Annotated in this window: 22 protein-coding genes; 15 read left to right on the top strand and 7 right to left on the bottom strand. The window is 75.6% G+C overall.

Annotated elements, in window-relative coordinates; all coding sequences use genetic code 11:
• Positions 1-9: 9 nt before the first annotated feature.
• The 3 genes from AD017_RS07750 to AD017_RS07740 are packed head-to-tail and all read right to left on the bottom strand — an operon-like array spanning position 10 to position 2,946.
• Complete coding sequence (locus AD017_RS07750) at positions 10-858, bottom strand: CoA ester lyase (protein ID WP_010224589.1); 849 nt, start codon at positions 856-858, stop codon at positions 10-12.
• Positions 855-2,015: an acyl-CoA dehydrogenase family protein gene (locus tag AD017_RS07745; protein WP_060573760.1), complete on the bottom strand. Its 1,161-nt coding sequence runs from the start codon at positions 2,013-2,015 to the stop codon at positions 855-857. Before AD017_RS07745 ends, AD017_RS07750 begins: the two co-directional genes overlap by 4 nt.
• 46 nt (positions 2,016-2,061) lie before the next feature.
• Entirely contained in the window at positions 2,062-2,946 is an 885-nt protein-coding gene (locus AD017_RS07740; RefSeq protein ID WP_060573759.1) for a MaoC family dehydratase N-terminal domain-containing protein, read from the bottom strand.
• Positions 2,947-3,187: 241 nt separating this feature from the next.
• On the opposite strand from AD017_RS07740, the gene AD017_RS35200 reads away from it, so the two are divergent.
• Entirely contained in the window at positions 3,188-3,331 is a 144-nt protein-coding gene (locus AD017_RS35200; protein ID WP_010224586.1) for a hypothetical protein, read from the top strand.
• Between the two features lie 30 nt (positions 3,332-3,361).
• Here AD017_RS35200 and AD017_RS07735 read toward each other — a convergent pair whose 3' ends face one another.
• A complete protein-coding gene (locus tag AD017_RS07735) occupies positions 3,362-3,778 on the bottom strand; it encodes an ATP-binding protein (RefSeq protein WP_060573758.1) in 417 nt (138 codons plus the stop codon).
• 182 nt (positions 3,779-3,960) lie between these two features.
• Here AD017_RS07735 and AD017_RS07730 point away from each other — a divergent pair, with 182 nt between their 5' ends.
• The 7 genes from AD017_RS07730 (at position 3,961) to AD017_RS07700 (ending at position 9,336) form a co-directional block, all read left to right on the top strand.
• Entirely contained in the window at positions 3,961-4,794 is an 834-nt protein-coding gene (locus AD017_RS07730; protein ID WP_082399110.1) for a SigB/SigF/SigG family RNA polymerase sigma factor, read from the top strand.
• A gap of 276 nt (positions 4,795-5,070) precedes the next feature.
• Positions 5,071-5,784, top strand: a complete 714-nt coding sequence (locus AD017_RS07725) for a hypothetical protein (protein WP_060573757.1) — start codon at positions 5,071-5,073, stop codon at positions 5,782-5,784.
• Between the two features lie 152 nt (positions 5,785-5,936).
• Positions 5,937-6,644 carry an energy-coupling factor ABC transporter permease gene (locus AD017_RS07720; protein ID WP_010224582.1) on the top strand — a complete coding sequence of 236 codons (708 nt, stop codon included), beginning with the start codon at positions 5,937-5,939 and terminating at the stop codon, positions 6,642-6,644.
• Entirely contained in the window at positions 6,641-6,943 is a 303-nt protein-coding gene (locus AD017_RS07715) for an energy-coupling factor ABC transporter substrate-binding protein (RefSeq protein ID WP_010224581.1), read from the top strand. Before AD017_RS07720 ends, AD017_RS07715 begins: the two co-directional genes overlap by 4 nt.
• Complete coding sequence (gene cbiQ / locus AD017_RS07710) at positions 6,943-7,674, top strand: cobalt ECF transporter T component CbiQ (protein ID WP_060573756.1); 732 nt, start codon at positions 6,943-6,945, stop codon at positions 7,672-7,674. The genes AD017_RS07715 and cbiQ overlap by 1 nt, the downstream gene beginning before the upstream one ends.
• Positions 7,671-8,522, top strand: a complete 852-nt coding sequence (locus AD017_RS07705) for an energy-coupling factor ABC transporter ATP-binding protein (RefSeq protein WP_060573755.1) — start codon at positions 7,671-7,673, stop codon at positions 8,520-8,522. The genes cbiQ and AD017_RS07705 overlap by 4 nt, the downstream gene beginning before the upstream one ends.
• A 4-nt stretch (positions 8,523-8,526) precedes the next feature.
• Positions 8,527-9,336 carry an SAM-dependent methyltransferase gene (locus tag AD017_RS07700; RefSeq protein WP_082538355.1) on the top strand — a complete coding sequence of 270 codons (810 nt, stop codon included), beginning with the start codon at positions 8,527-8,529 and terminating at the stop codon, positions 9,334-9,336.
• Between the two features lie 157 nt (positions 9,337-9,493).
• Here the strand turns inward: AD017_RS07700 and AD017_RS07695 are convergent, their stop codons facing one another.
• Positions 9,494-10,309: a crotonase/enoyl-CoA hydratase family protein gene (locus AD017_RS07695; RefSeq protein ID WP_010232861.1), complete on the bottom strand. Its 816-nt coding sequence runs from the start codon at positions 10,307-10,309 to the stop codon at positions 9,494-9,496.
• Between the two features lie 75 nt (positions 10,310-10,384).
• Between AD017_RS07695 and AD017_RS07690 the strand changes: the two genes are divergently transcribed.
• From AD017_RS07690 to AD017_RS07665, 6 genes are all read left to right on the top strand, one after another.
• A complete protein-coding gene (locus AD017_RS07690; RefSeq protein WP_139323790.1) occupies positions 10,385-11,560 on the top strand; it encodes an MFS transporter in 1,176 nt (391 codons plus the stop codon).
• 53 nt (positions 11,561-11,613) lie between these two features.
• A complete protein-coding gene (locus AD017_RS07685) occupies positions 11,614-12,417 on the top strand; it encodes an RNA methyltransferase (protein WP_010228973.1) in 804 nt (267 codons plus the stop codon).
• A 35-nt stretch (positions 12,418-12,452) separates the two neighbouring features.
• Positions 12,453-13,619 carry a sensor histidine kinase gene (locus AD017_RS07680; protein WP_060573753.1) on the top strand — a complete coding sequence of 389 codons (1,167 nt, stop codon included), beginning with the start codon at positions 12,453-12,455 and terminating at the stop codon, positions 13,617-13,619.
• A complete protein-coding gene (locus AD017_RS07675; protein ID WP_060573751.1) occupies positions 13,603-14,280 on the top strand; it encodes a response regulator transcription factor in 678 nt (225 codons plus the stop codon). The genes AD017_RS07680 and AD017_RS07675 overlap by 17 nt, the downstream gene beginning before the upstream one ends.
• Positions 14,281-14,380: 100 nt before the next feature.
• On the top strand, positions 14,381-15,904 hold the full coding sequence (locus AD017_RS07670; protein ID WP_060573749.1) for a multicopper oxidase family protein: 1,524 nt from the start codon (positions 14,381-14,383) through the stop codon (positions 15,902-15,904).
• Positions 15,897-16,307 (top strand): hypothetical protein, encoded by a 411-nt coding sequence (locus AD017_RS07665; protein WP_060573747.1) that lies wholly within the window; start codon positions 15,897-15,899, stop codon positions 16,305-16,307. The genes AD017_RS07670 and AD017_RS07665 overlap by 8 nt, the downstream gene beginning before the upstream one ends.
• Here the strand turns inward: AD017_RS07665 and AD017_RS07660 are convergent.
• Complete coding sequence (locus AD017_RS07660) at positions 16,297-17,823, bottom strand: AMP-binding protein (protein ID WP_060573745.1); 1,527 nt, start codon at positions 17,821-17,823, stop codon at positions 16,297-16,299. The two genes, AD017_RS07665 and AD017_RS07660, sit on opposite strands and share 11 nt — an antisense overlap.
• 136 nt (positions 17,824-17,959) lie before the next feature.
• Here AD017_RS07660 and AD017_RS07655 point away from each other — a divergent pair, with 136 nt between their 5' ends.
• Positions 17,960-18,928, top strand: a complete 969-nt coding sequence (locus AD017_RS07655) for an aldo/keto reductase (protein WP_060576290.1) — start codon at positions 17,960-17,962, stop codon at positions 18,926-18,928.
• Positions 18,929-18,945: 17 nt separating this feature from the next.
• On the opposite strand, the gene AD017_RS07650 is transcribed toward AD017_RS07655, so the two are convergent.
• A complete protein-coding gene (locus tag AD017_RS07650; RefSeq protein ID WP_082538354.1) occupies positions 18,946-20,178 on the bottom strand; it encodes an MFS transporter in 1,233 nt (410 codons plus the stop codon).
• Positions 20,179-20,197: the final 19 nt, after the last annotated feature.

The raw sequence follows: 20,197 nt of genomic DNA, 5'->3' as shown, positions 1-20,197 counted from the left end.
GCCGGGCGGTCAGACGGGGGCGCCCGCCTGGCGGAGCACCTCCCGGGCGTGCGCGAGCACCGGCGCGTCGATCATCCGGCCGTGCAGGCGGAACACTCCGCCGCCGGTGTGCTCCCGTGCCGCGTCGAGGACCTCGCGGGCCTCGGCGACCTCGTCGTCGGTCGGCAGGAACGCCTCGCGGACCACGGTGACCTGCTTCGGGTGGATGCAGGCCTTCGCCGCGTACCCCGAGCCGACGGCCGACTCGCTGTCGGTGCGGAGCGTGTCGAGGTCGTCGATGGCGACGAGCACCGTGTCGACCGGGGTGACCCCTGCGGCGCGCGCGGCGTAGAGGATCCGGATGCGGGCCTCCTCGACGGCCGGGCGGTAGCCCCCGCCAGGTGCGCGGCCGGGGCGTCCGCCCAGGTCGGCGACCAGGTCCTCGCTGCCCCACATCAGCCCGGTGCAGTTCGGTGCGGCGGCGATCTCCGGTGCTGCGAGGACGCCGGCCGCGGTCTCGCACAGCGCGATCACCGGGCGCGGCGCCAGCGCGGCGACGTCGGCGGCGCGGGCGGCCATCGGCAGCATCACCGCGACGTCCGGGTGGCCGGCGAGTGCGGCGACGTCGGCGTCGTGCCACGCGGTGCCCGGGGCGTTGACCCGGACGACCACGGCGGCCGGGTCGAGCTCCGCCAGCCCGGCGACGACGGCGGCGCGCGCCGCGTCCTTGCCGTCCGGGCCGACCGCGTCCTCCAGGTCCAGGATCACCGTGTCGGCCGCGGCCGCCGCCTTCGCGTACCGCTCGGGTCGGTCGCCCGGGCAGAACAGCAGGGCCGGGCCGCGCAGCGTGTAGCCCGTGTCCGTCGTCGTGTCCGTCATCCCCGCTCCAGTCCGCCGCGCTTGACCAGCTGTGCGGCGATCACGTTCCGCTGGATCTCGTTGGTCCCCTCGCCGACGATCATCAGCGGAGCGTCGCGGAAGTACCGCTCGACGTCGAACTCGGTGGAGTAGCCGTAGCCGCCGTGGATGCGGACGGCGTTCAGCGCGACCTCCATCGCGATCTCGGAGGTGAACAGCTTCGCCATCCCGGCCTCCATGTCGCACCGCTCGCCGCGGTCGTACTTCTGGGCGGCGTAGAGGATCAGCTGCCGGGCGGCGGTGATCTTCGTGGCCATGTCGGCGAGGTGGTTGCCGACCGACTGGTGCTGCCAGATCGGCTTGCCGAAGCTCTCCCGGTCCTGGGCGTAGCGCAGGGAGTCCTCCAGGGCGGCGTCGGCGACGCCGAGCGCGCGGGAGGCGACCTGGATGCGGCCGGTCTCGAGGCCCTTCATCATCTGGCCGAAGCCCCTGCCGGGGGTGCCGCCGAGGACGGCGCCGGCGGGGACCCGCATGTCGTCGAAGATCAGCTCGCAGGACTCGACGCCCTTGTAGCCGAGCTTGGGCAGATCCTTGGACACCGTGAGGCCGGGGCCGTGCTCGACGAGCAGCACCGAGATGCCCCGGTGCTTGGGCTCGGCGGCCGGGTCGGTCTTGCACAGCAGCGCGATCAGCCCGGAGCGGCGCGCGTTCGAGATCCAGGTCTTGGACCCGTTGATCACGTAGCCGTCGCCGTCGGGCGCGGCGTGGGTGGCCATGTTCTGCAGGTCGGAGCCACCGCCGGGCTCGGTGAGCGCCATCGTGGCGCGCAGCTCGCCGGTGGCCATCCGCGGCAGGTAGCGGTCCTTCTGCTCCTGGGTGCCGAACTCGACGAGCAGCTTCGCGACGACGGTGTGCCCGCCCATCGCGCCGGCCAGGCTCATCCAGCCGCGGGCCAGCTCGGCGGTGACCAGGGCGTAGCAGGGCATCGAGACCGGGGCCTCGCCCCAGGGCTCGGGGACCGCGAGCCCGTAGATGCCGAGCTCCTTCATCTGCTCGATCCACTTCTCGGGGTACTCGCCCGAGTGCTCGACCTCGTTGACCGAGGGCTTGACCTCGCGGTCGACGAAGTCGCGCACGACGTCGACGACGGCCTGTTCCTCGGTGCTCAGCACACCCATGACTCGGTTCTCCTGCTGGTCGTGGTGGGGGTCGTCCGGCCCGGTCTCAGCCGAGGTGGACGGTGGCCGTCAGCGAGGGCTGCACGCCCTCGGCGGCGACGGCGACGGTCGCCTCGGCCCCGCTCCGGTCGCCGGTCGCGACGAGGGCCGACGGCACGAACGCCGGGCGGGCGAGCCGGTACTCGAACCCGGTGACCCGGTCGGACGGTGCGTTCTGCCGGGGGAGCTCCAGGGCCAGCAGTGCCATCAGCGGGCCGTGGATCACCAGGTCGGGGTAGCCCTCGACGCCGGTGACGTAGGGGAGGTCGTGGTGGATGCGGTGCCCGTTGTAGGTCAGCGCGCTGAACCGGGACAGCAGGACGGAGTCGGTCGGGCGCCGCAGCCGCCACGCGCCGCCGGGATCGGGCTGGTCGGCGACCGGACGCTCGACGACGCGGCGCTCGGTGCCCTCGGGCTCGGAACGGTAGACGATGTCCTGCTCCTCGACCGCGACGACGTCGTCGCCCCCGTCGACGGTCAGCTCGTGGCGGACCGTCACGAACAGCATCTCGCCGGACCGCCCGGACTTCGGCGTGACGGTGGTGACGGACGACCGGCTCCCCAGCACCGAGCCGAACGGGATCGTGCCGTGGGCGTGGAAGCGGCCTCCGGCGAACATCCGGCGCCGGCCGGGTACCGGCGGGAGGAACGGGCCGTCGGTGGGGTGCCCGTCCTCGCCGATCTCCGAGGTGCGCGGGTGCGGGAGCAGGAGCAGCCAGTGCCACATCGGGGGGAGCGCGGCGCCGTCGCGGAGATCCGGCACCGGGGCGTCGAGCAGGTCGGCGAAGGCGGCGGCGGGCCACGGGTCGACCCGCCTGCTGTCGGTGACCTGCGGCGGGTCCCAGTCACGGACCAGGTCGGCCAGGACTCCGGTGGCGGCGGTCTCGGGCACGTCACTCCCTCGTTCGACGGCTCGGGGCGGGGCCGGCGCCCGTCGTGGTCGCCGGCCGGTCGGGATCAGTCTCCGCCCCCGGCGGCCCCGGGGGAAATGACCGTTGGTGGGTGACCCCATGTGTCCGGGACATGGACGCGGGGGACGCCCGGTGGGCACGTCACCGGATCGGGGACCGCTTGTTACCCGCGCGACTCCTGCGCTCCGCCTCGCCGGAACATCGCCTGGGCACGCTGGGGTCATGAGTGAGAGCAGCACGCAGCACGCGGACGCCGGGTGGCCGCACCCGGCGAGCGAGGCGGCCCGCCTCGACGGCCGCTACAGCCCGGACCGGACCGGGGCACCGACCCGGCTCACCGACGACGCCGGCATCCACCGGGACTGACCCGCGCACGACCCGACCCACCGGCCGGGGTCAGTCCGAGCAGACGCCCGGGCACCGCCCGAGCGTGCCGTGGAAGGTGACGGTGGTTCCGCCCGGGCCGCGCTCGACGCGCACGTCCTCGGTGACCGCCTCGATCATGCCCAGCCCGCGACCGCGGCAGCCGTTGTCCTCCGGCGGTTCCCGCCAGGAACCACGGTCGGAGATCTCCATCCGCACCCGGGCGCCGTCCGCCGTCCCGCGCAGCGAGACCGTGCCGGACGGTGCCGCCCGGTAGCCGTGCTCGACGCAGTTCGACACGGCCTCGTTCACGGCCAGCACCAGGTCCTGCGCGGTCTCGCACGGCCGGTCGGCGCCGCACAGCGACGTCAGCCAGCGGCCGGTCTCCCGGCGCGACCGGCCCGCCGCGCCGGGATCGGCGGGCAACTCGACGTGCAGACGCGGTCCCATGGGGGCTGGGGTACCCCGACCGGTGCACCCTGATGCGTGCCCCCGGCCACACCGCGTGCACCGCATCCCCCGTCCGGTGCGGCGTCGCGGCCGATCCGGTGCGGTTCGACGCGCGGGCCCCCCCGACGCCGCCCTATCGTCGCTGGTGATGAGACCAGACCACCGCCTTCCGTGGGTGCGGGATGGCTGAGCCGGACACCCGGATGGACACCGCGACCGTCGCTACCGACGACGAGTACGCGCACCTCGACGCGCCGCTGCGGGCCTTCGCGGCCGCACCGGGCGACGACCCGGAGCGCGCCGCACTGCGCGAGCAGCTCGCACGGGGATTCCATCCGGTCGTCCGGCACATCGCCGGGCGCTACCGGCACCGCGGTGAGCCCGCCGACGACCTCGAGCAGGTCGGCGCGATCGGCCTGCTGAACGCCCTCGACCGGTTCGACCCGGAGCAGGGGACCCCGTTCCTCGCCTACGCGGTCCCGACGATCACGGGGGAGATCCGGCGGCACTTCCGGGACCGGACCTGGTCGATGCGGGTCCCCCGGCGGCTGAAGGACTTCCAGACCCGGATGACCCGCGCCCAGGAGGAGCTGGCGGTGCGCCACGGCCGGGCACCGAAGGTGTCCGAGCTGGCCGAGCACCTCGGGACCAGCCGGGAGGAGGTCATCGAGGGTCTGCAGGCGCAGGACTCCTACCGGTCGGACTCGCTCGACCGGCTCGCCGGTGACACCGAGAGCCCGCTCGGCGAGATCGTCGGAGGGGCCGACGCCGGCATCGGCACCGTCGAGGACAGGGAGGCGTTGCGCCCGGCGTTGCGCCGGCTCCCCGAGCGCGAGCGGACCATCCTGCTGCTGCGGTTCTTCGGCAACAGGACGCAGACCCAGATCGCCGAGGAGGTCGGGTTGTCCCAGATGCACGTCTCCCGGCTGCTCGCCCGCAGCCTCGCCACGCTGCGCCGGCACCTCGTCGAGGAGCCCGGTGGGGACTCCGTGTCCCCGATGTCCGACGCGGGGTGAACGCCGCCCCGGCGGGCCGGGGAACGCCGCCCCGGCGGGCGTCGGGGCCGCGCCGCCGGTCACATTGCGTGTTTGCCGGGCGGTCACCGGGGAACCCTCCTGTGTTCGCGCACGACACCTCCCGATCACGGGGCCGGTGCTCGTGCGACACCGTCGTCATCCCGCACGGGGCGCAGGCGCGCCGCCGACCCGGCCGGGTGCACCGGGGCCCGACCCGGGCCGCACCGCCGGCACGTCGCCACGCCCGCTCCGGCCGGGACAAGGGGAGGACCTCGTATGGCCAAGAAGGACAAGAAGGACAAGAAGGGTTCCGGCGCTGCCGCCGAGCAGACCCTGACCGCCTCCGCCACCCGGATGGAGCGGGCGGCCGAGCGGGCCGAGCAGGCCGCCGTCCGCGTGCAGCGTGCGGCCCGCATCGCCACCGAGGCCGCCGACTCCGTGGCCGGTGGGTCCGGCGACGCGGCGGGCGCGACCACGGAGAAGGCCGGGAAGTCCGAGAAGGCCGGGAAGTCCGGGAAGTCCGAGAAGGCGGAGAAGGCCGGGAAGAAGTCCGGCAAGAAGGACGGCAAGAAGGACGGCAAGAAGGCCCGTCGCGCGGAGGAGAAGGAGGCCGAGCAGGCCGTCCGCGCCGCGGCGAAGGCCGAGAAGAAGGCCAAGGCCGAGGCCGACGAGCAGCGCAAGGCCCAGAAGGACGCCGCCAAGGCCGAGAAGAAGGCCGCGAAGCAGGCCAAGGCCGCCCGGCTCGAGAAGGTCGCGAAGCGCGAGAAGGCGGACAAGGCGGAGAAGAAGGCCCGTCGTGCGGCGACCGAGAAGGTCGTCGCCGAGAAGCCCGGCTCCGGCGTCGGCGCGCCCGAGACCGCGCCCGCCGACCGGGAGGCCCGCCGTCGCGAGGCCGAGCGTGAGGCCGCCCGGATCGCCGCCGCCGTCGAGCACAAGGTGGACAGCGACCAGCCGGCCGAGGTGCATCACACGAACGCGATCCGCAACTGACGCGTTCGTCGTAGTCCCGCACGCCCGGGCCCTCCGTACGGGGGTCCGGGCGTGTCCGTGTTCTCACACATGAGTGGATGTTCAGTCTTGCAGGGTTGCGCTGCGCAGCCGTAGCGTTCCGGCGAACCGCTGGACCTGCGAGGAGAACACCCGTGCACATCGCCGAGGGCTATCTGCCGCCGCTGCACGCGGCGGCCTGGACCGTCGTCGCCGCGCCGTTCGTGGTGCACGGCGCGCGGGCCGTCGTCGTCCGGGTCCGGGAGGACCCGGACACCAAGCTGCTGCTCGCCGCGGCCGGGGCCTTCACCTTCGTGCTGTCCGCGCTGAAGATCCCGTCGGTCACCGGGTCGTCGTCGCACCCGACCGGCACCGGACTCGGTGCCGTGCTGTTCCGGCCACCCGTCATGGCGTTGCTGGGGACGGTGGTGCTGTTCTTCCAGGCCGTCCTGCTCGCCCACGGCGGCCTGACGACACTCGGCGCGAACGCCTTCTCCATGGCGATCGCCGGGCCCTGGATCGCCTACGGCGCCTACGTCCTGGTGCGCCGGCTCGGCGGCGGGCTCGGGCCCGCCGTGTTCGCCGCCGCGTTCCTCGGCGACCTCGGCACCTACACGATCACCAGCGCGCAGCTGGCGCTGGCCTTCCCGGACCCCACCTCGGGGTTCGGCGGCGCCTTCGTCACGTTCGCCTCCATCTTCTCCCTCACCCAGATCCCGCTGGCGGTCGCCGAGGGGCTGCTGACGGTGCTGGTCGTCCGGCTCCTCGTGAGGATCACCCCGGACGAGCTGCGCCGGCTCGGCGTGCTGCGCCCGAAGGACACCGCCGGTGACGGCGCCGCGTCGAAGGAGGCATCGGCGTGAGCCGTTCCACCCTGGTCAACGTCCTGCTCGTCGTCGCCGTCGTCGCGCTGTTCGCGATCCCGGTGCTGTTCGTCCCCGGCGAGTACTCCGGGGCCGACGGCCAGGCCGGCGAGGCCATCGAGGCGTCGGGCTACGAGCCGTGGTTCTCCCCGGTGTGGGAGCCGCCGTCGGGCGAGATCGAGTCCGGCATCTTCGCGCTCCAGGCCGCGGCGGGTGCCGGTGTCCTGGGGTACTGCCTCGGCGTCGCCCGGACGCGGTCGAGGCAGCGGGGCGCGGACTCCGCGCCGACCGAGACCTGATGCTGCTGATCGACGAGATCGCGCACGCCAACCGCTGGCGGGGCAGGCACCCGGGGGAGAAGGCGTTCCTCGCGCTCGGCCTGCTGGTGCTGGCCGTCGCGCTCCCGCCGTGGCCCGGCGCGCTGCTCACCGGCACCGCAGCGGTGGCGCTGCTGCTCGCCGGTGCCCGCGTCCGGCCCGGGACGGCGCTGCGGCTGCTGCGGCTCCCGCTCGGGTTCGTGCTGGTGGGGGCGTTGCCGCTGCTGGTCACGCTCGGCGGGGACCCGTGGCTCGCGCTCGCGCCGGGCGGCCCGGCGCGGGCCGCCGAGCTGGTCGGCCGCTCCATGGCGGCCGTGGGCTGCCTGATCCTCTTCGCCGCGACGACCCCGCTCGCCGACACGCTGCCGCGGCTGCGGTTCGTGCCGCCTGCCGTCCTGGAGATCACGTTGCTGATCTACCGGATGCTGTTCCTGCTGCTGGACTCGCTGAACGCGGTGCGCGAGGCGCAGTCGCTGCGGGTGGGGTTCCGGACCCGCCGTGCCACCTTCCGGTCGCTGGCCGGGCAGGGGAGCGCGGTGTTCGTGCGTGCCTTCGACCGGGCCCGGCGGCTGGAGGCGGGTCTGGCGTCGCGCGGCTACGACGGCAGCCTGCGGGTGCGGGTGACCTCCCGGCCGGTGTCTCCGCGGTTCGTCGCGGCGAGCGCGGCGCTGCTGGTCGCGGTCGGTGCGACGGCGCTGGCGGTGCGCGCGTGACCGCCCCGGTGCTGGAGGCGCGCGGCGTCGCCTTCGCCTACCGCGACGGGCCGCCGGTCCTCGACGGCGCCGACCTCGCCGTCCGCACCGGACGGCGGCTGGCCGTGCTCGGACCGAACGGCGGCGGCAAGACGACGCTGTTCCGGTTGCTCCTCGGGCTGCTCGAACCGGCCCGGGGCGAGGTCCTGCTCGACGGTGCCCCGCTCGACCGGTCCCGCCGCGGGCTCGCCCGGCTGCGCGAGTCCGCCCAGCTCGTGCTGCAGGACCCCGACGACCAGCTGTTCGCCGCCGACGTCGCGCAGGACGTCTCGTTCGGCCCGCTCAACCTGGGCCTGCCCGACGCCGAGGTCGACGCCCGGGTCGGCGAGGCACTGGCCGCCGTCGGGATGGCGGAGCTCGCCGACCGGCCCACCCACCGGCTCTCGTTCGGCCAGCGCAAACGGGTCGCGATCGCGGGAGCGCTCGCCGTCCGGCCGCGGATCCTGGTGCTCGACGAGCCGACGGCCGGGCTGGACCCGGCCGGGGTGGAGGAGCTCGTCGCCGTCCTGGGCCGGCTGCACGACGAGGGCACCGCGGTCGTGCTGTCCACGCACGACGTCGACCTCGCGCACCGCTGGGCCGACGACGTCGCCGTCGTCCACGACGGGCGGGTGCGCCGGGGGCCGTCGGCCGAGATCCTGGGGGACACCGGGCTGCTCGCCGCGGCCCGGCTCGGTCCCGCGTGGGCGCCCGCGGTCGCCCGGCTGCTCGCGGCCGCCGGGCACCCCGGGCCCGCCCCGCGCACCGCGGCCGAGCTCCACGACGTGCTGACCGCCCTTGCGCTGCGAGAGGAAATAGCGAGAGGGTAACGCCATGATCGACCCGGACCGGGCCGGAGGCCCCGATCTCAGCCTCCCCAACCCCGCCCGCGTCTACGACTACATGCTCGGCGGCGCGCACAACTTCGACGCCGACCGCGCGTTCGCCGAGCGCCTGCTGGAGGCACTGCCCGGTGCCCGCGACGCCGCCGTGGCCAACCGGGCCTTCCTCGGCCGCGCGGTGCGGGCCTGCCTGGACCGGGGCTGCCGGCAGTTCCTCGACCTGGGCTCCGGGATCCCGACGGCCGAGCCGCTGCACGAGATCGTCCGCCGGCACGATCCCGCGGCCCGGGTCGCCTACGTCGACAGCGAGCCGGTCGCGGTCGCGATGTCGCGGGAGATCCTCGACGGCGTCGACGGGGTGACGATCTCGGCCGCCGACCTGACCGACGCCGACGCCGTCCTCGCCGCCCCCGGCGTCGCGGACCTGTTCGATCCCACGGTGCCCACCGCCGTGCTGGCCGTGTCGGTGCTGCACTTCGTCCGCGACGACGCCGTCCTCACCCGGCTCCTCGACCGCTACTGCGACGCCTTCGGGCCCGGCGGCCTGCTCGTCCTCTCGCACGGCAGCACCGACGTCGACGACGAGCGCGCCGCCGAGGAGATGCGGACCATCGAGCGGTTCACCCAGGAGAGCGCCCAGCCCGCGGCCGCCCGGGACCGCGCGACCCTGCGCCGCCTGCTGCACCGGGTCGACCTGCTGGAACCGGGCCTCGTCGACGTCAGCCGGTGGCGCCCCGAGCCCGGCCACGAGCCGGGCCGGGTCGTCGGCATGTACGCCGCCGTGGGCGAGATCGTCCACTGACCGGCCCGGCCCGGAGCCACCCGCCCTCGCACAGCCCCACGGCAGCCGCACAGCCCCACGGCAGCCGCACAGCCCATCGGCATCCGCACAGGCCGGCCGGCTGCCGCACAGGTTCGGGCTCGTGCGGGAGGCCCGGACGCTGTGCGGCTGCGCCGTGCTAGTCGCGGTAGGTGCCGGGGCGCTTCTCCAGGAACGCCGACACCGCCTCCTGCAGGTCGGCGGAGACCAGCTGCCCGCCGTTCCAGGTCGCGATCTGGTCGAGGGAGTCGGCGACCGTGTGGTCGCGGGCGTAGGTGATCGCGTACTTGGTGCCGCGCATCGCCAGCGGGGACTTCGCGGCCAGCTCCGCCGCGAGGCCCGCGACGCCCTCCTCGAGGGCGGCGGCGTCGTCGTAGACGCCGTTGACCAGCCGCAGCTCCCGCGCCTCGGTCCCGGAGACCGGGCGGCAGGTGTAGGCCATCTCCCGCGCGACGCCCTCGCCGACGATCCGCGGCAGCCGCTGCAGCACGCCGACGTCGGCGGCGAGGCCCATGTCGACCTCCTTCAGCACGAAGGACGCGTCGGCCGTCGCGTACCGCAGGTCGCAGGCCACGGCGAGGTCGAGACCGGCGCCGAGGCAGACGCCGTGCACCGCCGCGATCACGGGCGTGCGGCAGCGCTCGACCGCCGTCAGGCACTCCTGCAGGTCGAGGATGACCCGCCGCAGCCGGTCCGCGCCGTGGCCCGGGGAGTCGTCGGCGGCGGTCTCCTTCAGCCCGCCCAGCATCGCCACGTCGATGCCGGAGCAGAAGTGCCGCCCGTTGCCGCTGATCACGACGACGCGGACGGCCGGGTCGTCGTCCAGCGCGCGGAGCGCGTCGCGCAGCCCGAACCACATCGGCTCGTTCAGCGCGTTCGCCGCCTCCGCGCGGTCCAGCCGCAACCGCGCGACCCCGTCCGCCACCTCGACCGCGATGCCCGTCGGCTCGCCCATGCGCACTCCCTCGTGTCCGATCCGGTCCGACCCGGAGGCTACCGCGGAGTAACCCCGGCCTGACAGGATGCGTCGGTGCGGCAACGGGGCGCGGGGGACCGGACGTGGTGGGTGGCGTGCGGGCTGCTGTTCGCGACGGCGTTCGGCACCAACGTGCCGACACCGCTGCTGCTCGTCTACCGGACCGAGCTCGATCTCGCGCCGAGCACGCTCGCGGCGATCTTCGGCGTGTACGCGCTGGGGCTCGCGCCGTCGCTGCTGCTCGGCGGGCCGGCGTCGGACCGGTTCGGGCGGGTCCGCGTGCTGCTCCCCGCCTCGGTGGGGGTGGTGCTGGCGTCGCTGCTGTTCCTCGGCGGGGCGTCGGCGCTGTGGCTGCTGTTCGCGGCCCGCTTCGTGCAGGGCCTCGCCTCGGGCGCCGTGTTCTCGGTGGGCAGCGCCTGGCTGCAGGACCGCGCCGGTGCGGACGGTGCGGGCCGGGCCGCCCGGGCGGCCTCGGTGGCCCAGACCGCGGGGTTCTGCCTGGGTCCGCTCGCCTCCGGGCTGCTGGCCGCGTACGGGCCGTTGCCGCTGACCCTGCCCTACCTCGTCCACGTCGGGCTGCTGGTCGTGGCCGTCGCGGCCGTCCTGGTCACCGTCGGGACGGGGAGCCCGCCGGTGGGGGTGGTCCCGCGCGGGCTGCTGCCGCGGCCCGGGTTCGATCCCGCGGCCCGGCGGACGTTCGTCCGTGTCGTCGTCCCGACGGCGGTGTGCGTGTACGCGTTCCCGTCGGTCTCGGTGACGGTGCTGCCGCTGCTGCTGCCCGGCGCGTCCGGGCTGGTCGCCTTCACCGGGCTGCTCGCCGCGCTGACCCTGGGCACCGGGACCCTGGTGCAGCCGTTCGCGCACCGCCCCGGGGCGCGGGCCGGCGCCCTGGGCGCGGCGCTCGGCGCGCTCGGGTTCGCCACCGGCGTCGTCGCGGCCCTCACCGGCTCGGTCGTCGCGGTCGCGGTGGCGGGGATCCTGCTCGGTGCCGGGGGCGGGCTCTGCCTCAACGCCGGACTGACCCTGGTGGGGCGGCTCGCGCCGGCGTCCGGCCGCGGCGCCGCGAACGGCGTCTTCTACACCGCCGCCTACCTCGGCTTCGCGACGCCGTTCCTGGTGACGGCGTCGGCACCGGTGCAGGCGCTCGCCGTCCCGCTGGCCGTGCTGGTCGCGGTGACGGTGGCGACCGCGGCCTGGCTCGCCGCGCGCGCCGGGGACACCGCCTCCTGACGGGCCGCCGCCCGGCCGGTCCGGGCGCGGACCGGCCGTCCTAGGCTCGCCGGGTGCCCGACCTGACCAGCACCGCCAACCCGCGCGTCAAGAACCTGGTCCGGCTGCGCACCCGCCGCCACCGCGACGCCGCGGGCGTCACCCTCGTCGAGGGGCACGACGAGCTGTCCCTCGCCCTCGACGCCGGGGTCCGGCCCACCGAGGTCTACTGGGCCCCCGACCTGGTGCGGTCGGAGGAGCTGCTGGAACGGATGCCCGGCGCCCGCGCGACGTCGGTGACCCGCGAGGTGTTCGCCCGCATCGCCTACCGCGAGTCCCCGGACGGCTGGCTCGCGGTCGCCCCCGCGCCGGGCCGCCCGCTCGACGAGCTGGAGCTCCGGCCGGACGCGCTGGTGCTCGTCGCCGAGGGGATCGAGAAGCCCGGCAACGTCGGCGCGATGCTGCGCACCGCGGAGGCGTGCGGGGTGGACGCCGTGGTCATCGCGACCCCGGACCGGGCCGGGACCGACTTCGCCAACCCGAACGTCGTGCGGGCGTCGAAGGGCACGGTGTTCGCGGTGCCGGTGGCGTCGGCGCCGACCGCGGAGGTCCAGGAGTGGCTGCGGCGCCGCGGCGTGCGCAGCGTCGTCACCACCCCGGCCGGGACGACCGAGCTGGGCCGGGCCGACCTCACCGGCCCGACGGCGCTGGTGATCGGGACCGAGGCGACCGGCGTCACCGGGCCGTGGCTGGCGGGTGCCGACGCCACCGTCGTCATCCCGATGCGCGGCACCGTCAACTCGCTCAACGCCTCGATCGCCGCCGCGGTGGTGCTGTTCGAGGCGGTCCGGCAGCGCTCGGGTACGTCAGCAGGCTGACGCGGCGCGGACCGCGCTCTGCGTAACCTCGCGGCATGCCGACCGTGCGCGACGTGCTGGTGGCGCTCGTCGTGGGTGCCGCCGCGGTCGCCGGTGCGCTGTTCGCCGACCCGTCCGGCCGCCCGCTGCTGCCCTGGGGCGCGGTCCTGATCGCACTCGCCACGCTGCTGCTGTGCTGGCGGAGCCGCCACCCGGTGCCCGTGCTCGTCGCGGTGATGGTGCCGACGGCGCTCTACTACTGGCTCGACCATCCCGACGGTCCGGCCTCGCTGCTCGTCGCGGTCGCCGTCTACACCGTCGCCAGCCGGGTGAGCTGGCCGCACGCGGTGCTCACCGGGGTCCTCGTCGTGCTGGCGTGGACCGGTACCGAGCAGCTGATCGTCGGCCCGCCGCCGGAGCTGCACCTCGACCACTACTCGTGGATCGTCGTCACCGTCGCGCTCGGTGTCGCGGTCGGAGCGGTGCGCCGGGCCGCCGAGGCGTCGGCGGGGCGGGCCGAGGAACGGCTGGTCCGCCGGGTCGAGCAGGAACGGCTGCGGATCGCCCGCGACGTCCACGACGTCGTCTCGCACAGCCTCTCGATGATCGTCGTGCAGGCCGGGGTGGGCGCGCACGTGGCGGCCCGCCGCCCCGAGGAGGCCGTCGCGGCGCTGGAACGCATCCGCGACGCCGGCACCGACGCCCTGCGCGAGCTGCGCGGCACCCTCGCGCTGCTGCGTGATCCCGCCGACCCCGGTGCCGACCCGGGCGATGGTGACGGAACGGCCCCGGACCGGCACGCCGGCGGGCTCGACCGGCTCGACGAGGTCGTCCGCGCCGGGCGGGCCGCCGGGATCACGGTGACCGTGGCCGGGGACGCCGGTGCGCTCCCGCCGGAGGTGGACCGGGCCGCGTTCGGCACCGTGCGGGAGGCCGTCACCAACACCGTCCGGCACGCGCCGGACGCGTCGGCGGCGCGGGTCACGCTCGACCGGCACGGCGACCTGCTGCACCTGCGGATCAGCGACGACGGGGGCCCGCCCGCCCCCGCGGGGGAGCGCGGACGCCCGGAGGGCCAGGGCCTGCGCGGCCTCGCCGAACGCGCCGCGGCGCTGGGCGGGCGGTGCACCGCGGCACCGGACGGGGACGGGTTCGTGGTGACGGCGGAGCTGCCGGTCGCGATCCGGACCACGCCCGCGGCGGGAGGTGCGGCGGGTGCCTGACGTGCGGGTGCTGCTCGCCGACGACCAGCCGCTGATCCGGGCCGGGCTGCGGGTTCTGCTGGAGACCGAGGACGGCTACGCGGTCGCCGCCGAGGCCGCCGACGGCGCGGAGGCCGTCCGCCGGGCCCGCGAGACCCGGCCCGACGTGGCGCTGATGGACGTCCGGATGCCCGGCACCGACGGTCTCGACGCCCTCTCCGCGATCACCGGCGACCCGGAGCTGGCCGGGACCCGGGTGATCGTGCTGACCACGTTCGACCTGGACGACTACGTCTATCGGGCGTTGCGCTCCGGGGCGAGCGGCTTCCTGCTCAAGGACACCGACCCGGTGGCGCTGCTGCGCGCGATCGACCTCGTGCACGCGGGGGAGGCGCTGCTGGCGCCGTCGGTGACCCGGCGGCTCATCACCGAGTTCGCCCGGCACGGGCCCGCCGCCCCGCCGGGCACCGACCGGCTCGCCGTCCTCACCGGACGGGAACGCGAGGTACTCGCCCTCGTCGGGCGCGGGCACACCAACGGCGAGATCGCCGCCCAGCTGGTGATCAGCCCGGCCACCGCCCGGACCCACGTGGGGCGGCTGCTGACCAAGCTCGGCGCCCGCGACCGGGTGCAGCTCGTCGTCATCGCCCACGAGACGGGTCTGGTGGGGCAGCGGCGCTGACCCCGGCCCGGGTCCCGGGGTCGTACGCCCGGGCGCTTAGCTGCGGGTGACGTCGTCGCGCCGACGCGCCGGGACCGGTGTCCCGGCGAGGCTCGGTCCCATGACCAGAGCGTTCACCCGCCGGGGCTTCCTCGCCTCCGCGCTGGCCGGAGCGGGCGCCGCCGCGGGCGGCATGCTGCTGCAGTCGTGCTCGCGTGCCCCCGTCTCGGCACCGCGCCCCGCACCGGTGCCCCGCCCGCTCGCGGTCCCGCCGCTCGCACCCTCCACGGTAGACGGCGGCGTGCGCACCTTCCGGCTGACCGCGGCGCCCGGGACGAGCGGGTTCCTCGCCGGCCGGGACACCCCGACCTGGGGGTACGACGCCCCGTTCGGCGGCCCGACCCTGCGCGCGGCCCGCGGCGAGCGGGTCCGCGTGCACGTGACCAACCGGCTGCCCGAGCGGACCTCGACGCACTGGCACGGCATGGTGCTGCCCGCCGCCGCCGACGGCGGACCGCACAGCCCGATCGAGCCCGGCGCCACCTGGAGTCCGGAGTGGACGATCGACCAGCCGGCGGCGACGCTCTGGTACCACCCGCACCCGCACGGCGTCACCGGGCGGCACGTGCACCGCGGCCTGGCCGGGCTGTTCGTGATCGACGACAGCGCGGACGGCGCAGACGGCGGCATCCCGCTGCCGCACCGCTACGGCGTGGACGACGTGCCCGTCGTCGTCACCGACCGGGTGTTCACCGCCGACGGCGCGTTCGACGAGGCGCACCGCAACGCCCACGGCCTGCTCGGCGACACCCTGCTGGTCAACGGGACCGTCGCGCCGTACCTGGTGGCGACGACAGCGCGGATCCGGTTGCGGCTGCTCGACGCCTCACCGGCCCGCTGCTACCGGTTCGCCCGCTCCGACGGGCGCCCGCTCGTGCTCGTCGGCACCGACTCGGGGCTGCTCCCGGCCCCGCGCCCGGTCCCCGACGTGCTGCTCACCCCCGGTGAGCGCGCCGAGGTGCTGCTCGATCTCGAGCCCGGACGCCCCGTGATCCTGCGTTCGGTCCCGCACGACCTCGGCGCGGTGTCCGGCACCGAACGCACGATCGGTGCCCGCGACACCTTCGACGTGCTGCAGATCCGGCCCGCCGCCGTGCTCGCGCCCGCACCGCCGCTGCCGGACCGGCTGCCGCACGAGCCCGGCCCGGAGCCCGCGCCGGGAACGAGGGTCCGGAGGTTCGAGCTCGGCGACGACACGATCGACGGGAGGTCGATGGACATGACCCGGATCGACGAGGTCGTCCCCGCCGGTGCGGAGGAGGTCTGGGAGCTGGCGAACGTCCACTCCCGCCCGCACAACCTGCACGTCCACGACGCGCGCGGCCAGGTGCTGTCCGCCGCGGGCCGGCCGGTGCCCGCGGCGGAGCGGTGCTGGAAGGACACGGTGTACGTCCCGCCGCGGACGACCACGCGGGTGCTCCTGCGCTTCGGCCGCCACCCCGACCCGGCGGTGCCGTACATGTACCACTGCCACCTGCTCCACCACGAGGACCAGGGAATGATGGGGCAGTTCGTCGTGGTGCCGCCCGGGACCGCCGACGTGCCGCGGACCCTCGCCGCCGTGGTGAGCGGCCACCATGGCTAGGCCGCTCGCCGCCGTCCCGTTCCGGGTGTGGGCGGTGTTCCACGGGCTGCTCGTGCTGGCCCAGGTCGGGGCGGCCGGCGCGCTGCTCGACGCCGTCGGCCCGGCACTGGCCTGGCACGGCGGCATCGGGGGCTCGCTGATCCTCGTCGCGATGGTGCAGACGGTGCTCGCGGTCCCGGCGGTGTGGCCGGGCGGGATGCCGGTGTGGCCGCTCGCGGTGAGCGCGGTGCTGGTCGTCGCCGACACCGCGCAGGTCGCGATCGGGCACGCGGGGCTCCTGACGCTGCACGTCCCGCTGGGGATCGCGGTCGTCGTGACCCAGGTGGTGGTGGCGGTGCGGGCGCTGCGCCCGGCCCGGCCCGCCGCGCGGACGGCGGACCGGGCGCCGGTGCTCAGGCCGTGACGCCGGTGAGCTCGGCCCGCAGCCGCTTCTTGTCGGTCTTTCCGATCCCCGTCAGGGGCAGCTCGGGGACGAAGCTGACCCGGGGGACGTACATGTCCCCGGCGCGCTCGGCGACCAGGCCGGTCAGGTCCCCGGCGGACGGCGCCGGGTCGCCCGCGACCACGGCGGCGTGCACGACCTCGGTGCCGTCGCCGTCCGGGACGCCGAACACCGCGGCCTGGCGGACGCCCGGGTGCTCCATGAGGGTGTCCTCGAGCTCCGAGGTGTACACGTGCCCGCCGACGACGATCACCATGTCCTTCACGCGGTCCACGACGTGCAGGTAGCCGGCGTCGTCGAGCCGGGCGACGTCACCGGTCCGGACCCAGCCGTCGGAGATCGTGCGGGCGGTCAGCTCCGGCTGCTTCCAGTAGCCGTCCATCTCGGTGCCGGTGTGCACCCACAGCTCGCCGTGCTCGCCGTCGGCGACCCGGGCGCCGTCGTCGCCGGTGATCGCGATCTCGGTGCTCGGGACGATCCGCCCGACGGTGCCGAGGAGCTCCGGCTTCTCGTGCTCGGCGGGGGTGAGGATGCTGATCCCGCCGGCCTCGGTCTGGCCGTAGAACTGGGTGAGGACCGGCCCGATCCGCTCGTGCGCCTCCGCGATCCGGCGGGGGTTCGCGGGCGCCCCGCCGTAGAGCAGCGAGCGCAGCGACGACAGGTCGGTCTCGTCGAGGCCGGGGTGGTCGAGCAGCCGGTACAGCAGCGGCGGGAGCAGGAACGAGTGCGTGATCCGCTCGCGCTCGACGGCGGCGAGGAAGTCGCCGGCGTCGAACCGGTCGAGCAGGACGACCGTCCCGCCGCCGGTGAGCATCCGGTCGGCCACCCCGCCACCGGCGTGCGCGACCGGCGTGGCGACCAGCATCCGGGCCGGGCCCTGCGGGGTCAGCGGCTCCATCGCCTCGCGCAGCCGGGCCGCGCGGGTGTGGTGGTCGAAGGTGTAGGTGATCCCCTTCGGGTGGCCGGTCGTGCCGCCGGTGTGCCGGATCTGCTCGACGTCCTCCGGGCGGGCCCGCCCGCGGACCGGCTCGGTGGACGCGGCGGCGGACTCCGCCAGGACGTCCTCGCGCCCGGCGACCGTGCCCAGCGCCAGGACCTCGGCCGGCGCCGCGTGGTCCAGGACCGCGGCGGCCTGCTCCGCCTGTGCCGCGTCGACGAGGACGAGTGCGGGCTCGACGTCGTCGACGATCCGGGCCTGCGCCGCGGCGGCCAGTCCCTCGTGCGGCTGGGTGACCCCGGCACCGAGGAGGTTCACCGCGTAGCGCGCGATCAGCGCCTCGGGCGAGTTCCCGGCGAGCAGCGCGACGACCTGGCCGGGCCCGACCCGGCCGTCGAGGGTGTGCGCGAGCCGGTGCACGGTGTCGGCGACGTGACCGGCCGTCAGGCGTCGGTCGCCGTGCACGAGGGCCTCGCGGTCGCGTCCGGTCTCCAGGGCGTCCAGCAGTTCCTCGACGTCGGTGTGCGCGCCGGTCGGCATCGGTGGTTCCTCCAGGTGGTTCGTGTCCGACGGGATCGTTACCAGACGCAACGATCGACATGGGCCCGTGCTTCCGGAAGGTGAGCCGATCGACACCTCTCGCTTCGTCGCCGGGCCGGCGGGGTACCCGCCCGCCATGACGACGATCGGGAACCAGGTGTCGGGGCTCTGCCTCGGGACGAACGTGTTCGGCTGGACCGCGGACGAGGAGACGTCGTTCGCGCTGCTCGACGCGTTCGTCGGCGCGGGCGGGTCCATGCTGGACACCGCCGACTCCTACATGGCCGCCGCCGAGGGCAACTCGGGCGGCGAGTCCGAGACGGTGATCGGCAACTGGCTCGCCGCCCGGCCCGGGATGCGGGACCGGGTCGTGCTCGCGACCAAGGTCGGGCAGCTCCCCGGCCGCGAGGGGCTCGGCCCGGAGAACGTCCGTGCGGCCGCGGAGGACTCGCTGCGCCGGCTGCGCACGGACCGGATCGACCTCTACTACGCCCACGTCGACGACGAGGCGGTGCCGCAGGAGGACTACCTCGCCGCGTTCGACGGGCTGGTCCGGGACGGGAAGGTCCGCGAGATCGGGGCGTCGAACTTCTCCGCGGACCGGCTGCGGTCGGCGCTCGCGGTCGCCGGCGGCACCGGTGGGGCCCGGTTCACCGCGACCCAGCCGCACTACAACCTGATGGAGCGCGGCTACGAGGCCGAGGAGGCACTCGTCGCCGAGACCGAGGGGCTCGCCTGCTTCCCGTACTTCGGTCTCGCGAAGGGGTTCCTCACCGGGAAGTACCGGGCCGGTGACACCGCCGCGGTCGACTCCGGCGTGACCAGCGGGCCGATGGCGCGGGCCCGCGCCGAGGGGGCGCGGGCCTACCTCGCCGACCCGCGGGCCGAGAAGGTGCTGGCCACCCTGGACGAGATCGCCCGTGCCCGCGGCGTGGCGGTCCCCGCCGTGGCACTGGCCTGGCTGGGCGCCCAGCCGACGGTCGCCGCGCCCATCGCCAGCGCGCGCACGACCGCGCAGCTCGACGCCGTCCTCCCGGCGCTGACCCTGACCCTGGAGCCGGTCGAGCTGGCCGCGCTGTCCGACGCGAGCGCGCCGGACGCGTGACCGCCGCGGCGCCGGGGCTACGCGGCCAGCGCGAGGTCCCGGCGCCGCTCGACCCGCTCCATCCGGACGGCGACACCCAGCGCCACCAGGCCGAGCAGGGGCAGGACGGTGGCGGCCGCGGCGGGCGACGTCCAGCCCCAGCCCGCGGCCAGCACCGCGCCGCCCAGCGCCGCGCCGAGCGCGTTCGCCACGTTGAACGCGGCGTGGTGCAGGGCGGCGCCCAGCGTCGGGCCCTCCCGGCCGGCGTCCATCAGGCGGGTCGCCAGCGCCGGGGTCGTCGCCGTCGTCGTGAAGGCCAGTGCGAACAACGCCACCAGCGCCATGACCGCCGACGACGCCGTCACCGCGAACACCGCCATCGACAGCGCCGCCGCGCCGAGCCCGGCCGCGATCGTGCGGACCGGCGCCGCCTCGGCCATCCGGCCCCCGGCCTGGTTGCCCAGCGTCATGCCCAGTCCGTACACGGCGAGCGCGAGCGGCACCGCGGCCTCGGCGAGACCGGAGACCTCGGTGAGGATCGGGGTCACGTAGCTGTAGACGGCGAACGAGCCGCCGAACCCGGTCGCGATGACGGCCATCGTGATCCACACCTGGCCGCGGCGCAGGGCCGACAGCTCGGCGACGACCGAGCCGCGGCGCTCCTCGCGCACGTCGGGGACCAGCCACCACACCGCCACCATCGTGACGACGGCGATCGCGCCGGTCGCCAGGTAGGCGGCGGGCCAGCCCGCCGCCTGGCCGAGCCAGGTGGCTCCGGGCACGCCGACGATGTTCGCGATCATCAGTCCGCTCATCACGGTCGCGATCGCGCGCGGCCGCCGCTCCCGCGGCACGAGCGACGCGGCCAGCACCGACGCCGTCCCGAAGTAGGCGCCGTGCGGCAGCCCGGCCAGGAACCGGGTCCCGACGAAGGTGCCGAACGTCGGCGCGAACGCCGAGGCGATGTTGGTGACCGCCAGCGCGGCGGCCAGCACCAGCACCAGCCGCTTGCGCGGCCACCGCGCTCCCAGCACGGCGAGCACCGGGGCGCCGACGACGACCCCGAGCGCGTAGGCGCTGATCGCGGTGCCGGCCTGCGGCACCGTCGCGCCGAGATCGGCGGCGAACGCAGGCAGCAGGCCCATCGAGGCGAACTCGGTGGTGCCGATCGCGAGCCCGCCCAGCGCCATGGCGAACAGCGCGGGGCCGGGCTTTCCGGTGGTGGAGGAGGGGGTGGGAGAGTGGCCGGTGCGCGCGGGGTAGTTTTTCATCGCGTCACGAGGATAAAGA

The sequence above is a fragment of the Pseudonocardia sp. EC080619-01 genome (assembly GCF_001420995.1).
Lineage (GTDB): Bacteria > Actinomycetota > Actinomycetes > Mycobacteriales > Pseudonocardiaceae > Pseudonocardia.
This window is presented reverse-complemented; position numbering and strand designations above follow the sequence as displayed.